At 66.1% G+C, this 16093-nt stretch carries 13 protein-coding genes; 10 read left to right on the top strand and 3 right to left on the bottom strand.

All coding sequences use genetic code 11. The annotated features are described in order from the left end of the window. Positions 1–204 precede the first annotated feature (204 nt). Positions 205–978: an acyl-[acyl-carrier-protein] thioesterase gene (locus WAW17_RS16685; protein ID WP_422334058.1), complete on the bottom strand. Its 774-nt coding sequence runs from the start codon at positions 976–978 to the stop codon at positions 205–207. A gap of 146 nt (positions 979–1124) precedes the next feature. Between WAW17_RS16685 and WAW17_RS16680 the strand changes: the two genes are divergently transcribed. From WAW17_RS16680 to WAW17_RS16670, 3 genes are all read left to right on the top strand, one after another. Continuing rightward, entirely contained in the window at positions 1125–2786 is a 1662-nt protein-coding gene (locus WAW17_RS16680) for an FAD-dependent oxidoreductase (protein ID WP_422334057.1), read from the top strand. Positions 2787–2938: 152 nt separating this feature from the next. Then, positions 2939–3376, top strand: coding sequence for a MarR family winged helix-turn-helix transcriptional regulator (locus WAW17_RS16675; protein WP_422334060.1), 438 nt, complete (start codon positions 2939–2941; stop codon positions 3374–3376). Then, a complete protein-coding gene (locus WAW17_RS16670; protein ID WP_422334056.1) occupies positions 3373–4905 on the top strand; it encodes a DHA2 family efflux MFS transporter permease subunit in 1533 nt (510 codons plus the stop codon). Before WAW17_RS16675 ends, WAW17_RS16670 begins: the two co-directional genes overlap by 4 nt. Positions 4906–4912: 7 nt before the next feature. Here the strand turns inward: WAW17_RS16670 and WAW17_RS16665 are convergent, their stop codons facing one another. After that, positions 4913–5365, bottom strand: coding sequence for a PaaI family thioesterase (locus WAW17_RS16665; protein WP_422334055.1), 453 nt, complete (start codon positions 5363–5365; stop codon positions 4913–4915). 123 nt (positions 5366–5488) lie between these two features. On the opposite strand from WAW17_RS16665, the gene WAW17_RS16660 reads away from it, so the two are divergent. From WAW17_RS16660 to WAW17_RS16650, 3 genes are all read left to right on the top strand, one after another. Then, positions 5489–6667, top strand: a complete 1179-nt coding sequence (locus WAW17_RS16660; protein WP_422334054.1) for an adenylate/guanylate cyclase domain-containing protein — start codon at positions 5489–5491, stop codon at positions 6665–6667. Between the two features lie 72 nt (positions 6668–6739). Then, the gene (malQ, locus tag WAW17_RS16655) at positions 6740–8845 is read left to right on the top strand and encodes a 4-alpha-glucanotransferase (protein WP_422334053.1); all 2106 of its coding nucleotides are present in this window, start codon (positions 6740–6742) and stop codon (positions 8843–8845) included. A gap of 369 nt (positions 8846–9214) precedes the next feature. Further along, positions 9215–9805 carry a transglycosylase family protein gene (locus WAW17_RS16650; RefSeq protein WP_422334052.1) on the top strand — a complete coding sequence of 197 codons (591 nt, stop codon included), beginning with the start codon at positions 9215–9217 and terminating at the stop codon, positions 9803–9805. Positions 9806–9977: 172 nt separating this feature from the next. Here WAW17_RS16650 and WAW17_RS16645 read toward each other — a convergent pair whose 3' ends face one another. Beyond that, positions 9978–10820: an SDR family oxidoreductase gene (locus tag WAW17_RS16645; RefSeq protein ID WP_422334059.1), complete on the bottom strand. Its 843-nt coding sequence runs from the start codon at positions 10818–10820 to the stop codon at positions 9978–9980. A gap of 104 nt (positions 10821–10924) precedes the next feature. On the opposite strand from WAW17_RS16645, the gene WAW17_RS16640 reads away from it, so the two are divergent. The 4 genes from WAW17_RS16640 to WAW17_RS16625 all read left to right on the top strand — a co-directional run. Beyond that, on the top strand, positions 10925–11719 hold the full coding sequence (locus WAW17_RS16640; RefSeq protein WP_422334051.1) for a TIGR03084 family metal-binding protein: 795 nt from the start codon (positions 10925–10927) through the stop codon (positions 11717–11719). Next, the gene (locus WAW17_RS16635; protein WP_422334050.1) at positions 11716–13404 is read left to right on the top strand and encodes an acyclic terpene utilization AtuA family protein; all 1689 of its coding nucleotides are present in this window, start codon (positions 11716–11718) and stop codon (positions 13402–13404) included. The genes WAW17_RS16640 and WAW17_RS16635 overlap by 4 nt, the downstream gene beginning before the upstream one ends. Continuing rightward, a complete protein-coding gene (locus WAW17_RS16630; protein ID WP_422334049.1) occupies positions 13401–14564 on the top strand; it encodes an acyl-CoA dehydrogenase family protein in 1164 nt (387 codons plus the stop codon). Before WAW17_RS16635 ends, WAW17_RS16630 begins: the two co-directional genes overlap by 4 nt. Next, a partial coding sequence (locus WAW17_RS16625) for an acyl-CoA carboxylase subunit beta (RefSeq protein WP_422334048.1) occupies positions 14561–16093 on the top strand: 1533 nt, incomplete at its 3' end. The genes WAW17_RS16630 and WAW17_RS16625, both read left to right, overlap by 4 nt.

Genomic DNA, 16093 nt, shown 5'->3' with positions numbered 1-16093 from the left:
CGCGCAATCTCCAAACACCGAGCCAAGGGCGACATCGACCGCACCAACTACCACGCCGAGATCAGCATCAGCATCCTCATACCAGCACACTTGACAACAGACCCGCCGCCCTAACTGCGCGGCATTGACGCTAACCGCACGCCGGTCTCGACGATGCGGGGTTCGGCTGCGCGAGCTGACGCGTTCACACGCGGCCGGACACGATCAGAGCGTCGACACCCGGGCCACCGCCCGCAGGGTGTCGTCGACGAGGAACCAGACCATGAGCGTCGTCTCGTCGCGGCGCGACCGGAGCACGATCTTGTCGGTCGACACGATGGGGTAGAGGTATTCGAGCACGGCGCGGTGAGGGCTGTCGACCAGACGGCCGCCATCCGGATGTTCGTGATCGACCAGCAACTCCTCGACCGCCTGCCAGTAGACGGCGTTGTTCACATGGTCGAACGGATCGATATCGGTGCGGCGCAGAACGAATTCGGAGTCCACGACGCCGTCCGCGTCCTGGGCGGGTGCATTTTCGGCGAGCCACCGCTTCCACTTCAGCCGGGTTTCGCCGGCAGATTCGCCGAGGCGCTCGATGAAGTCGTCGTCGATCCGGGTGGGCATGCCCGTCTGGGAACTGATGTGGATCCAGAATCCCTCGGTCTCGATCAGAGCGCCCTTCTCGCCCTCGATCTGCACGCGCATGTTGGTCCACCGCGTCGAGAGCGCCGAGCACCATCTCTTCAGATGCACCCGTTCGGGCCAGACTGCGGGCCGGCGGACGTCGATGACGGTGCGCCGAACGATCCACAGGGGGTGTGTGTCCGCCGCGTCCACGGCGTCGAGATTGTCGAGGCCGATGTCCTGGAGATAACGCGCCACCCCGTCGAGGCGGAGTCGTTTGGCGGCGTCGATGTCGCCGGTGCGGACGGGCCAGGACGTTTCGAAGAACTGGCCGCGCGGTGGCGCGGCGGCGAGGGGTTGGTCGAGTGCCAAGTGATTCTTCCTTCGGTCATGGTCGTCTCCTAGATTCTCGCATCCGGCGTCGCGGCTTGTTTGCCGTCGAGCAACTCAGTACAGTCTGATCTAACTGTTACTTCTTGTAACATAAAGAGCTGTCCAATAGGTGTGAGGAAACTGCAATGGCATATGTCATCACTCAGGCGTGCTGCAACGACGCGAGTTGCGTGTCGGCCTGCCCTGTGAATTGCATCCACCCGACACCCGAGGAACGCGAGTTCGCGCAGACCGAAATGCTGCACATCGACCCGGAAACCTGCATCGACTGCGGGGCCTGTGTCGACGCGTGCCCGGTCGAGGCGATCTTCCCCGAAGACAAGCTCATGGGTTCCCTTGCTCGTTACAAGGAGATCAACGCCGACTACTACACCACGCACCCCATGCCGACGGGCTGGATTCCACTCACCCCCGAGACGCCACCGCGTCGCGATCTGGGGAAGCTGCGTGTCGCCGTCGTCGGTGCCGGCCCGGCCGCCTGTTACGCGGCCGCAGAACTGCTCGAGCGCTCGGATGTCGAGGTCGAGATGTTCGAGAAGCTCCCCACCCCGTGGGGCCTCGTCCGTGCGGGCGTCGCCCCGGATCATCCCGGCACCAAGGAGGTGACGCGGATGTTCGAGTGGAACCTCGACAGGCCGAACTTCGAGTTCCACCTCAATGTGGAGATCGGTGAACACCTCACGCACCAAGAACTCCTCGCGCATCATCACGCTGTGATCTATGCGGTCGGTGCGTCGAGCGACCGACGCCTCGGTATTGCGGGTGAGGACCTTCCGGGCGTTCACGCTGCCACCGATTTCGTCGCCTGGTACAACGGCCACCCCGATTACGCGGATCGTGCATTCGACCTCTCGGGGCGGCGCGCCGTGATCGTCGGAAACGGAAACGTGGCACTCGACGTGGCCCGCATCCTCACCATGAACGTGGACGAGCTCGCCCGGACGGACATCGCCGAGCACGCCCTCGATGCGCTGCGTGCCAGCAATATCGAGGAGGTCGTGCTTCTCGGTCGCCGCGGTCCGGCGCAGGCCGCGTACACCAACCCCGAGTTCCTCGCCCTCGGGGACCTCGAGAACGTGGACGTGGTGATCGACGAGGCCGATCTCCGCCTCGATCCGGGCAGTGCGGCACTACTCGCCGACCCGGCCGTCGCAATGAAGGTGCGGCTCGCCCGCGAGTTCGCCGAGCGCTCACCGCGGCCGGGACACAAGCGCATCGTGTTCCGCTATCTCGCGTCGCCGCTGGAGATCGCCGGGGCGGGCAGGGCCGGGATCGTTCGTTACGGCCGCAACGAACTGATTTCCGACGAGTCCGGTGCACTGATCGCGCGGCCGGTGGGCGACGGCGGCTCGCTCGACGCCACGCTGGTGTTGCGTTCCATCGGGTACCGCGGCAACCCGGTGAAGGGGCTCCCGTTCGACGACCGTCGAGGCGTCGTTCCCAACGAGCACGGCCGCGTATCCGACCGGGTGTATGTCACGGGGTGGATCAAACGTGGGCCCAGCGGGGTCATTGGCACCAACAAGGCGTGCGCCAAGGAGACGGTCGCGGCGCTGCTCGACGACTTCGAATCCGGTCGGCTGCGCGGTGACGTCGGCAGCCGCAAGGACTTGAACAGGCTGCTCGACCGACGGCAGCCCGAACAGATCGGGTTCGCGGGATGGCGGGCAATCGACGCGACGGAGACGGCTCGTGCCGAAGGGTCCGGACGGCCGCGAGTGAAGTTGACGGACAGGGCGGACATGCTGGCCGCGGCCCGCACACGGCGGCGCCTGTTCGTCCGGTGACGCCCTGTCGCTGCCGGCTCGTCCCGGCCGGGCGTGCCCGATGTGACAGTGGACACAGCTTAATCGGTTGCACCATGCCCGCTCTTGGGAAATAGTTGCATTGGCGCTAGCTTTTCGGAGTGCCCGAGAACAGCTCCGAACATCTCTTCGATATGCTCAACGATTTCTTCACGCAGGTGTTGAGCGCGGGAGAGTCGGAGTCGATGGATGCGCTGATCGAGCTGGATCTCACTTTTTCGCAGGTACGCGTGCTGTTCGCGCTGGCCCCGCGGTGTGAGCCCCTCCCGATCAACGAGATAGCGGACCGGTTGCGGCTCTCCGTGGCCGCCGCGGGTCGCAACGTCGATCAGCTCGCGAAGCTGGGTTTGGTCGTGCGCCGGGAGGACGAGCACGACCGGCGAATCAAGCGGGTCTCGCTGTCGGAGGCCGGCCGTAGAGTCGCTGACCAGCACATCGAGTGCAAACGTGATCAGTTGCGGCGCTTCGCGTGCCTTGTTCCCGAGGCCGACCGGACGCGATTGATCGAGGCATTGGAACCGATCCTCGCGGGGGAGTCCCTGCGAGAACTCAATCAGGAGACACCCCGATGACATCGCCGAACGCCGCGAGTGCGGAGCCCGACAAGGCGGACGACAAGCTCGATGCTGCAGTTCTGAAGATCGCGTCCGTGGTGGTGATCGGTGCCATCATGTCGATCCTCGACATGACTGTGGTCAACGTGGCGCTGCCCACCTTCCAGAACGAATTCGACACCAGCTACGCCAACGTCGCGTGGACCATGACGGCGTACACGCTGTCGCTGGCCACGGTCATCCCGCTGACCGGCTGGGCCGCCGACCGATTCGGCACCAAACGCCTCTACATCATGGCGTTGGTCATGTTCGTGCTCGGCTCGGTGCTGTGCAGCTTCGCGTGGGACATCACCTCGCTCATCGCGTTCCGCGTGGTGCAGGGTCTCGGCGGCGGCATGCTCATGCCTCTCGGCATGACGATCATGACCCGTGCAGCCGGACCGCAGCGGGTGGGCCGGGTCATGGCCGTCCTCGGCATCCCGATGTTGCTCGGCCCGATCTGCGGTCCGATCCTCGGCGGCTGGCTCATCGAGGTCGCGAGCTGGCACTGGATCTTCCTCATCAACCTGCCGATCGGCATTGTCGCACTGGTCGCCGCGCTGATCATCCTGCCGTCCGACAACCCGAGCCCGTCCGAGTCGTTCGACTTCGTGGGAATGCTGCTGCTGTCGCCGGGGCTGGCGCTGTTCCTGTTCGGTGTGTCCTCGGTCCCGGAAACGCAGACCCTCGCCTCGGCGCGGGTGTTGATCCCCGCGATCGTCGGACTCGTCCTGGTTGCCGTGTTCGTGTGGCACGCTCTGCGCAAGGTGCATCCGCTGATCGATCTGCATCTCTTCAAGAACCGCAATCTCAGTGTCGCGGTGATCACCCTGACTCTGTTCGTGATCGCATTCATGGGTGCCGGTCTTCTGTTCCCCACCTATTTCCTGCAGGTGCGCGGTGAAACCACTCTGACGGCAGGGCTGTTGCTGGCCCCGCAGGGAATCGGCGCCATGCTCACGATGCCCATCGCGGGCAAGCTCGTCGACAAGATGGGTCCGGGCAAAATCGTCCTCACCGGTGTTGTCGTCATCGCGGCCAGCATGGCGGTCTTCACCCAGATCGGCTCGGAATCCTCGTATTGGTTCCTGCTGGGTGCACTGTTCGTGATGGGTCTCGGCATGGGGTGCACGATGATGCCGCTCATGACCGCTGCGCTGCAGACGCTGACCGACCACAACATCGCCCGCGGCTCCACCCTCATGAACATCGTTCAGCAGGTTGCTGCGTCGATCGGTACCGCCCTGATGTCGGTGGTGCTCACCAACCAGTTGCAGTCGCGTGCTCTGGCGCAGCCGGCGATCGCCGCGCAGCATGTTCCCGAGATTGCGGAGAAGCTCGGCCCGGCAGGTATCGCAGAAGGACTGAGTCAGGCGGCGGACGCATTCGGCAACACCTTCCTGGTGGCGCTGGTGCTGATCGTGCTCACGGTCATTCCGGCGTCCTTGCTGCCGCGAACCAAGCCGCGGATCCCGGTGGACGACGTCGCGCTCGCGACCATGCACTGACCCGTCGTCAGCGGTCTTCGACCACCCTCGCCGTGCGGTCTTCGACCACCGTCGCCGTGCCCTGTGCTGCCGCGCACAGCATTCGCTCACCGTCCTCTGTGACGGCGTAGATGTCGCAGCGGCACAGGGCCTGACGGCGGGTTGCGCCGTCTGCGCGCGCCTCCGCGGACAGTAGTGCTCCGCGTGCCGGGCGCAGGTAGGTGATGGTGAATCCGGCGGTCATGATGTTCGAACCGAGAACGCTTCCGGCGGCGAACGTCAGTGCGTTGTCGGCGGCGTAGGACAGCACACCGCCGTGGACCACACCGTGCTGTTGCAGAAGCTCGTGGTGAATGGGGATTTCCAGAGTCGTCCTGCCATCCCCGAATTGCGTGATGCGAGCCCCGACGAGGACGCTGAACGGCTGGGCGGCAAGTATCTCCCGCGCGGCCGGGGCCGTGAGCGTGTGATCGATCGTCATGGTGTGCGCGCCTCCTGCGCTCGGCCGGCTGAACTTCCCGAATATAGTTCGGGCATCAAAGCAACGGAAGAAAGTTCGGCCGATCGTCGCAGGGAGAACCGTGACGCCTGGGACGATGAGACGGTGTACATCCCGCGACCCGGAAAGCTCGTCTCGCCGCAACCCCGTTCGCTTCGCCGACCGGGGCAACGCCCCGCCGGGCTGCGGGAGTTCGAGCGGGAAGGCCTGCTCGACGGGCTCCGCGGCTCCGATCGGTCCGCACGTGTCGGGGTGCTCACCACCCTGGTCGGCGAGGGTGTGTCCCTCGAGGAACTTTGCGCGGCCACCAAGGAGAATCGGCTCGCGCATCTCCTGCTCGAGCACGCACTGACGGCGAAGGGCAGTCACAGCCTCGAAGAAATCTCGCAACTGGCGGGTATCGGGACCGACGACGCCAAGAGATGGTTCCGGGCGATCGGCCGAGGCGTGTCGGAGGACGGGGCCTACTACAACAACAGCGATCTCGATCTTGCCCGAGGACTCAGGCAATACCTCGACCTCGGGCTCGACGAAAGCGGATTGTTCGCTGCGGCGAGGGTGCTCGGCCGCAATATCTGGACGGTGGCGGACGCGGCCGCCGGTCTGTTGCACGACCGTCTCGAGGCGGCGCGCGACCACCCCGAGGTCGCGCTGCGGTATGCGGTGGAGATCCGTCGACTCGCCGATTTCGAGTCGAATATTCTCGCGCACATTCTGGCCGGCACTCTGCGGCATCAGCTTCGTTCGGACGCCGTCGGCATTGCCGGTGAATCCGACGTGCACATTCACGGTGCCCGCGACATCGGGGTGTGTTTCGCCGACCTGGTGGGGTTCACCCTCCTCGGTGAACAGGTGGCTCCGGCGGATCTGGGCCGGGTTGCGGAACAGCTCGACCGGCTCGCCACCGATGTCGTGTTCCCGCCCGTGCGGCTGGTCAAGACGATCGGTGACGCGGTGATGATGGTGTCGCCCGACGCCGGCGCTCTCGCGTGCGCGGCCCTCGATCTCGTCGACGCGGCGCGCCGGGACGGAATGCCGCCGCTGCGCGCGGGAATCGCCTGGGGTACCGCGGTCCCGAGCGCGGGTGACTGGTTCGGCAGACCTGTGAACATGGCGAGCCGGGTGGTGGCGATCGCACCGCCGCATGAGGTGGTGGTGACCGGCGAGTTCTTCGAGGAACTCGACGGCGACGAGTTCTGGGGAGAACCTGCTGGTAGTCACCAGTTGAAGGGGATCGATGCTCCGCAGCAGTTGCTGCTGATAGGCAACCGCTCCGTCGCGTGAGCGGCGGACCGGTCACCCGCTCGGGGCCGCGCACGGCGCGCGCGGGTGCCGCGGGACTGGCACGATCATGGTGTGACATACACGGAACAGCTGCGGGAGCTGGCGATCCGGCACGGAGTCGCGATTTCCTACGAGGGCTGGGACAAGCAGCGACACGACGTGAGTGATGCGACTCTGCGCAGTGTCCTCGCGGCGCTCGACGTCCCGGCCGCCGACGAAGCCGAGGTCGGAAAGGCGAACGCGGAACACGATCTCGCTCCGTGGCGGCGGATGCTGCCGCCCGTGGTGGTGGCAGTGGCGGGAACGGAGCCCCGGTTCGCGGTGCACGTTCCGCACGGTTCGCCGGTCGAGGTGTCGATCGAGACCGAGGAGGGAACGATCGTCGCGGCCCGGCAACTCGACGTGTGGGTCGATCCCAGGCCCGTCGACGGTGCGCTCGTCGGCCGTGCGACATTCACGGTGCCGTCCGAACTGCCACTCGGCTGGCACACTCTGCGCGCATCGATTCCCGGCGGGGCGTCGGCATCGTGCACCCTGGCGATCACTCCGGCGCGGCTGTCGACCACCGACGCGCTGGGCGGGCACCAGCGGTGGGGTCTGCTCACCCAGTTGTACTCGATCAGGTCGCGGCGCTCATGGGGTGTGGGAGATTTCGCCGATCTGGCGGATCTCGCCTCGATCTTCGGGTCGGTTCACGGCGCGGACTTCGTTCTCGTCAATCCGTTGCACGCGGCGCAGCCGGTCCCGCCCCTCGAGGCGTCGCCGTATCTTCCGACCACCCGCCGTTACGTCAATCCGCTCTACATCCGGGTCGAGAACATTCGTGAGGCTGCGTCGTTGCCGCGCGAGCATTACTCGGAGATGCGACGGGCCTCGGCCCGCTTCGTGAAGGCGGATCGCAACGCGAGGCTGATCGATCGTGACACGTCGTACCGCGAGAAACTGCGGATACTCGAACGCATCTACCGGGTGGAGCGCAGCCCGGGCAGGCAGGCCGGGTTCGACGAGTTCCGCCGCGTCGAGGGCGAGGGTCTGGAGAACTTCGCGACGTGGTGTGCCCTGACCGAGAAACTGCCACCGGACGACCCGCGATGGGGCACCAAGGCGCAGTCGCCGGGCAGCGAATGGGTGCAGGCGCAGCGGCGCAAACTCGCCCACCGGATCGAGTTCTACACCTGGTTGCAGTGGATCTGCGACGAACAACTCGAGGAGGCCCAGCGCGCAGCCGAGACGGCGGGCATGGACGTCGGCATCCTGCACGATCTGGCCGTCGGCGTGCAGCGGGGCGGTGCGGACGCCTGGGCACTGGGGTCGGCGCTGGCCGAGGGCGTCACCGTGGGGGCGCCGCCGGACGACTTCAATCAGCAAGGCCAGCAATGGAATCAGCCGCCCTGGCGGCCGGACCGGCTCGCCGAACTCGGCTATACGCCCTACCGGGACATGCTGCGCACCGTGCTCAAACATGCCGGCGGGCTGCGCGTCGACCACATACTCGGCCTGTTTCGGCTGTGGTGGATTCCGGCGGAGGCCGCCACACCGGCAGAGGGCACGTACGTCACCTACGACCATGAAGCGCTCATCGGAATCCTCGCACTCGAAGCCGAACGAGCGGGCGCTGTCGTCGTGGGTGAGGACCTCGGAGTTTTCGAACCGGTGGTTCAGGACTACCTGGCCGAACGTGGAATCCTGGGAACCTCGATTCTGTGGTTCGAACGGGACGAGGCGTACCCGATCCCTCCCGAGAAGTATCGGACGTTGTGCCTGACCTCGGTCACCACGCACGATCTGCCGCCGACGGCGGGGTATCTGGCGGGTGAGCACATCGAACTACGTTCGCGACTGGGCCTTCTCGAGCGCGATCTCGATTCGGAGAAGGATCGCGATGCTCAACAGCGGGAGGCGGTTCTCCACCTTGCCCGCGAGCGCGGACTGCTCGCCGCCGATGCGTCGATATCGGACACCGTGGCGGCGCTGTACCGATTGATCGGGCAGAGTCCGTCCCTGCTGCTGGGTGTCGCGCTCGTAGACCTCGTGGGGGAGCACCGCGTCCAGAATCAGCCGGGCACGGACGAGACCCAGTACTCGAATTGGAAGGTTCCACTCGCCGACGCGTCGGGCAAGGCGGTGGCCGTCGATCACCTCGCTCGGGCAGATTACGGAGAATTCTTCACCTCGTAGGGCCACATCCCGCGTGGCCCAATGTCACAGTCGTTCAATCTGACTGAACCGCTGTGACATTCGGCCATCGCCGACATCGGACCACGGTCGTGCCGGGGGTATGTTCCCGCCTGGAAAATCCGATTCGGACGATAACGGTGTTGTTACGACACGGCCCCGAAAAGGTATCGAAACCCGTGAATTCCGAAAATCCGGTCGCTGCAGCTCGATAGTCGGAGCTTCACAGCTTTATTTCTGCCCCAGGGATCGATTTCTGCCCCAGGAATGTCGGAAGGAGGTTACGTACGGATCCCGGAACCTTCGAGGCGCAGGGGCGCGGCACACGGACAGACGTGCCGGGTCGTCTCGAGTGGAGAGGATTGATGCAGCATGACCACTCGCAATATCGAAAGGCGTGCCCTCGGCTGGATCGCCACGATCGGCGCGGTCGTTGCCGTCCCGCTGGGCCTGAGTGCCGGAACTGCTTCTGCCGCACCGCACGACTGGGATGGTGTCGCGGAGTGCGAGAGTGGCGGTGACTGGACCACCGACACCGGAAACGGTTTCTATGGTGGCCTGCAATTCCTGCCGAGCACCTGGGAAGCACACGGTGGAAAGGGCGTGCCGTCGGAAGCCGGCAAGGCCGAGCAGATTCGTGTCGCCGAGAACGTCCTGAAGACCCAGGGTCCCGGTGCGTGGCCCGTCTGCGGTCAGTATCTGAAACCGGGCAGCGGCGTCGAGCCCGCCCAGGAACCCGAGTCGACCCCCACACCTGAGCTCCACGATCCCGCCGAGGAGTCGTTGCCAGTCGAAGAATCTGCGCCCGTTGAGGATTCCGGAACCGCAGAGGAATCCTCGCCTGCCGAGGATTCTGCCACGGTGAAGGCAGCGGCCCAGGAAGCCCTGGACAACGCGCGCCGACTCGCCCAGCAGAACGGCTCGGGCGAGGTATTCGAGCAGAGGGTGGCGGCATCGCGGTAGTGATCGACGCAGCCGTGTTGATCGGCTCGGGTTGCTCGCCGTCGGCCAGGGACTGCACGCCCGGTACCCGACCGCGCATGAGGGCATCGGCAGAGGTGAATCATGGCAAGGGTGAAGCCGACTCGGACCGATCCGACTGCGGTTGCGAGAGCGCGGCGGTCCGTCTCGACCGCTAGATCCCGGAGCGGCGAACCACGGCATCCGTGACGCCGGGCGCGAAGATCCCGACGAGGCGGAACAATTCACTGTAGGTGGGGAGCAGTTCCACGGGCCGGGTCCGGATGGCGGTGACGAACCACTCCGCCGCCGACTCGGGGGAGAGAGCGGCCATCTTGTCGTAGGCTTTGGTCGGCGCGACCATCGGTGTCCGCACCAACGGGAAATCGACTGTGGTCACAGCGATTCCGCGGTCGTGCACCTCGGCGCCGAGGCTTCGGCCGAAAGCCCCGACGGCAGCCTTGGAAGCGTGGTAAGCCGAGAATCTCGGCATGACACCGGCCGGCACACCCCACGTGGCGACATTGATGATGTGTCCCTCCCGGCGCTCGAGCATCGAGGGGAGCAGGGCGAGCGTCAGCCGAGTCGATCCGAAGTAGTTCAGGGCCATCGTGCGTTCGAAGTCGTGGAATCGATCGAGCGAATCCTCGACAGTGCGCCGGATCGAACGACCGGCGTTGTTGATGAGGATGTCCACCGGTCCGATCCCGCCCTGAACCGTCGACACCAGGTGGTCGACGGACGCCGGGTCGGTGAGGTCGCAGGGCACGGCGTGAGCCTCGCATCCGGAACGAAGAATGCTGTCCCGTACGGTCTCGAGGGCCTCCGCGCCCCGTGCGACGAGGACCACCTCCCCGCCGAGGTGGGCCAGACGACGCGCTGCCGCTTCCCCGACTCCCGACGAACCGCCGGTGATCAGAATCCTCTTCCCGGCGATACGGTGGCCGGCCCTCGGGACGAGCCGCGCCGCCACCGCCCGCGGGGAGGGTCGAGGGTTCAGTGCCGCCTGGGCAAGCATGTTCCGGATCATCACACCAGCGTGGCAGGGTGGCCGGAGTTCTGCACACCTAATAACAATCAATCATGCTTGCTTTTTTATGACGTGAGTGTGATGCTGGTCGCATGACGGAGCTGCAGCGTTTCATCGATGATCTTCGCGCCGAGAGCGAGTCCCTGGACGCGCTGGTCGCCGATCTTCCCGAAGCCCGCTGGGCCGATCCGACGCCGGCCGAAGGTTGGACGATCGCCCACCAGATCGGGCATCTGCACTGGACGGATGAGGCGTCGTTGCTGGCGATCACCGACCCGGACGCCTTCATTCACGAAATGACGACCGTCGCCGCAGCCGACCCGGCGGGCTTCGTCGACACCGGTGCGCAGAGGCACGCCGCCCGTCCTCCCGCCGAACTGCTCGAGGCGTGGCGGACCACCCGCGCCCGCCTGGCCGAGGCGCTGGGCGCGGTGCCCCCAGGCACGAAAATTGTCTGGTACGGGCCCCCGATGGGCGCGGTGTCGATGGCCACCGCCCGGCTGATGGAGACCTGGGCGCACGGGCAGGATGTCGCGGATGCGCTCTCGGTGCCGAGGAAGCCGACCAACCGGTTGAAGAGCATTGCACACCTGGGTGTCCGGACCCGCGACTTCTCCTTCGCGGTGCACGAGCTTTCGCCACCGGCCGAAGAGTTTCGCGTCGAGTTGACCGCTCCCGACGGGGTTTCGGTCTGGACCTGGGGTCCCGAAAACGCTTCGCAGAAGGTGACCGGCCCCGCCGAGGACTTCTGCCTGCTCGTCACGCAGCGTGCCAACCGTGCAGATCTCGCGCTCGTGGCGACCGGCCCCGACGCCGACGCGTGGCTCGACATCGCGCAGGCGTTCGCGGGCCCGTCGGGCAAGGGCCGTGAGATCGGCACCCGATGAGCGTGCGGATCGGTAACTGCTCGGGGTTCTATGGAGACCGGCTCTCGGCGATGCGCGAGATGCTCGAGGGCGGTGAGCTCGACTACCTCACCGGCGACTACCTGGCCGAGCTGACCATGCTGATCCTCGGCCGCGACCGGATGAAGGATCCGAACCTGGGCTACGCCAAGACCTTCCTTCGGCAGGCCGAGGACTGCATGGGTCTGGCGCTCGACAAGGGTGTCCGCATCGTCGCCAACGCGGGTGGGCTCAATCCCGCCGGACTTGCCCAGGCGCTTCGCGAGGTGAACGACACGCTCGGTCTCTCCGCCCGCGTCGCCCACGTCGAGGGCGACGATCTGATCGCCCGTGCTGCCGAGCTCGACCTGGGCGCCCCGCTGACCGCCAACGCGTATCTGGGTGCCTGGGGCATCGTGGAATGCCTGAACGCGGGAGCCGACATCGTGGTGACGGGACGCGTCACCGACGCCTCGGTGATCGTAGGCCCGGCGGCCGCGCATTTCGGCTGGGCGCGAGAAGATTTCGATGCCCTCGCGGGAGCGGTGGTGGCGGGGCACGTCATCGAGTGCGGCACCCAGGCCACCGGCGGCAACTATGCGTTCTTCACCGAGATCGACAACCTCGATCGTCCCGGCTTCCCGATCGCCGAGATCGAGGCCGACGGGTCGTCCGTCATCACCAAGCATCCGGGTACCGGCGGCGCGGTGAGCATCGGAACGGTCACCGCGCAGTTGCTGTACGAGGTGAGCGGGGGCCGCTACGCCGGACCGGACGTGACCGCCCGGATCGACACCGCCGAACTCGCGCAGGACGGCCCTGACCGCGTGCGGATCAGTGGGGTGGCCGGTGAGGCACCACCTCCGCAACTCAAGGTGTCGCTCAACAGCCTGGCCGGATTCCGGAACGAGGCCGTCTTCGTGCTCACCGGCCTCGACATCGAGGCCAAGGCAGACCTGGTGAAGCGGCAGCTCGAGGCGTGGCTGACCGTCCGGCCCGCAGAGCTCGAGTGGACGCTCGCCCGCACCGACCATCCCGACGCCGACACCGAGGAGGCCGCCAGCGCGCTGCTGCGGTGTGTGGTGCGCGACCCCGACCCGAAGACGGTCGGTCGTGGGTTCTCCTCCGTCGCGGTGGAACTCGCGTTGGCCAGCTATCCCGGGTTCACGCTGACGGCGCCGCCCGGAAACGGGCAACCGTACGGGGTCTTCACACCGGGATATGTGGATGCGGAACAGGTCCCGCATGTCGCAGTGCTGCCCGACGGCACGCGTGTGGACGTCGCTGCGGCCGGCGAGACCCGGATACTCGAGGAAGCCGACGGGGCGCCCCTGCCCGCGCCGCTTCCCGGGGGGCCGACGGTCCGCGTGCCGCTCGGAACAATCGCCGGAGCCCGCAGCGGCGACAAGGGTGGTAACGCGAACGTCGGACTGTGGGTGCGCACCGACGCCGAGTGGCAGTGGCTTGCGCACGTACTCACCGTCGAGGAGTTCAAGCGCCTCCTGCCGGAGACCGCCGACCTGACGGTCACACGCTATGTGCTCCCGAAACTGCGTGCTGTCAACTTCGTTGTCGAGGGAATTCTGGGCCGCGGAGTGGCCTCCCAGGCACGCTTCGATCCCCAAGCCAAGGGCCTCGGCGAGTGGTTGCGCTCGAGGCACATCGATATACCGGAGGTACTGCTGTGAGCGCGTGGGACACACCCGAACGACAGGAACTGCGCAGGACCGTGCGCGGTTTCGTCGAACGGCAGATTCTGCCGGACCTCGCGGACTGGGAGCGTGACGGGGAGATCCCGCGTTCGCTGCACCGCGAGGCGGCCGCACTCGGACTGATGGGTGCCGGTTTCCCCGAGTCTGTCGGTGGTGAGGGTGGCGATCTCGTCGACGCGGTGGTGATCTGCGAGGAAATGCATCAGGCCGGTGCCTCGGGTGGTGTGTTCGCGTCCCTGTTCACGTCGGGCATCGCCCTGCCGCACCTCGTGGCTGCCGGAGACCCGGAGCAGATCGAGAAGTGGGTACGCCCGACTCTGGGTGGTGAACTCATCGGCTCGCTCGCCATCACGGAACCCGGCGGCGGCTCCGACGTCGGGCATTTGCGGACCACTGCGGTCCGTGACGGCGACCACTTCGTCGTCAACGGTTCCAAGACGTTCATCACCTCGGCTGTTCGCGCCGACTTCGTGGTCACCGCCGTGCGTACCGGAGGCAGTGCACCGGAACGGCAGGGCGCGTCGGGAGTCTCGCTGCTGGTGATCGAGAAGGGCACACCGGGATTCGAGGTGGCCCGCAAGCTCGACAAGATGGGCTGGCGTGCGTCCGACACGGCGGAATTGTCGTTCACCGACGCACGGGTGCCCGTCGAGAATCTGGTGGGCGCCGAGAACAGTGGGTTCGCGCAGATCGCTCAGGCCTTCCTGACGGAGCGGATCGCGCTTGCTGCCCAAGCATATTCGAGTGCACAGCGCTGCCTCGACCTCACCCTGCGGTGGGTGCGGGACCGCGAAACCTTCGGACGTCCGCTCATCAGCAGGCAGCCGGTGCAGAACACGGTGACCGAGATGGCGCGCAAGATCGACGTCGCCCGCGTCTATACGAGAACCCTCGTGGAGCGGTCGCTCGAGTCCGGGGACGATTTCATCGCCGAGGTGTGCTTCGCCAAGAACACGGCCGTCGAAGCCGGTGAGTGGGTGGCCAACCAGGCCGTCCAGTTGTTCGGCGGACTGGGGTACATGAGCGAGAGCGAAGTGGAACGGCAGTACCGGGACATGCGGATTCTGGGTATCGGTGGCGGCACCACCGAGATCCTGACGGGGCTCGCGGCCAAACGATTGGGGTATCAGGCATGACGACGTTGAAGTCGATGCTCGACATCGGTTCGGACGAGTACGGTGCGGCAGCACAAGCCATGACGGACAAGCTGGCCGAGGTCGAGGCCGAGCACGCCAAGGCGATCGCCGGCGGCGGCGAGAAATATACGGCGCGGCACCGGGCACGCGGCAAGCTTCTTCCTCGGGAGCGGATCGAACTGCTCATCGACCCGGATTCGGCCTTTCTCGAACTGTGCCCTCTCGCTGCCTGGGGCAGTGAATTCCCGGTCGGGGCGAGCACGGTGACCGGGATCGGTGTGGTGGAGGGCGTCGAATGCCTGCTCGTCGCCAACGACCCCACGGTGCGCGGCGGCACGAGCAACCCATGGACTCTTCGAAAGAGCTTGCGGGCCAATGATATTGCCCGCCAGAACCGGCTTCCGCTCATCTCCCTCGTGGAATCGGGTGGCGCCGACCTCCCGACGCAGAAAGAGGTCTTCATTCCGGGCGGACGACTCTTCCGTGACCTGACCCAGCTGTCCGCGGACGGGATCCCGACGATTGCGCTGGTCTTCGGGAATTCCACCGCCGGCGGTGCCTACGTCCCGGGAATGTCCGATCACGTGGTGATGGTCAAGGAGCGGTCCAAGGTGTTCCTGGCCGGGCCGCCACTGGTGAAGATGGCCACCGGCGAGGAGTCCGACGACGAAGCGCTGGGCGGCGCAGAAATGCACGCCCGTACGTCCGGTCTGGCCGACTACTTTGCCGTCGACGAACGGGACGCGATCCGGATCGGACGCAGCATCGTCAAGCGGCTCAACTGGAAGAAACGGGGGCCCTCCCCGCGACCAGCGGTGATCGAACCGCTCGAGGACCCCGAGGAACTGCTCGGCATCGTGCCCGCCGACCTCAAAATTCCGTTCGACCCGCGGGAGGTGATTGCCCGCATCGTCGACGGATCGGACTTCGACGAGTTCAAGCCGCTGTACGGGTCTTCGCTGGTCACCGGTTGGGCCGAACTCCACGGGTATCCGATCGGGATTCTTGCCAACGCCCGCGGTGTCCTGTTCAGCGAGGAATCCCAGAAGGCCACCCAGTTCATCCAGCTGGCCAACCGGTCGAACACGCCACTGCTGTTCCTGCACAACACCACCGGCTACATGGTGGGCAAGGAGTACGAGGAGGGGGGGATGATCAAGCATGGCTCGATGATGATCAACGCAGTCTCCAACTCCACCGTTCCGCACATTTCGATCCTGCTCGGCGCGTCCTACGGTGCCGGTCACTACGGCATGTGCGGACGGGCATTCGACCCGCGGTTCCTGTTCGCGTGGCCCAGCTCCAAGTCGGCGGTCATGGGCGGGGCTCAGTTGGCGGGGGTTATCTCCATTGTGGGCCGGGCTTCCGCCGAAGCCCGCGGTCAGGCTTTCGACGAAGAGGCCGATGCCGGCATGCGGGCGATGATCGAGAACCAGATCGAGGCCGAGTCGGTGCCGATGTTCCTCTCGGGCAGGCTTTACGACGACGGCGTGATCGATCCCCGTGACACCCGCACGGTGGTGGGAATG

This window comes from Rhodococcus sp. (in: high G+C Gram-positive bacteria), assembly GCF_049286785.1.
Taxonomy (GTDB): Bacteria; Actinomycetota; Actinomycetes; order Mycobacteriales; family Mycobacteriaceae; genus Rhodococcus_F.
Note: the sequence above shows the minus strand (reverse complement) of the source record. Positions and strands in the feature narration are given on the sequence as shown.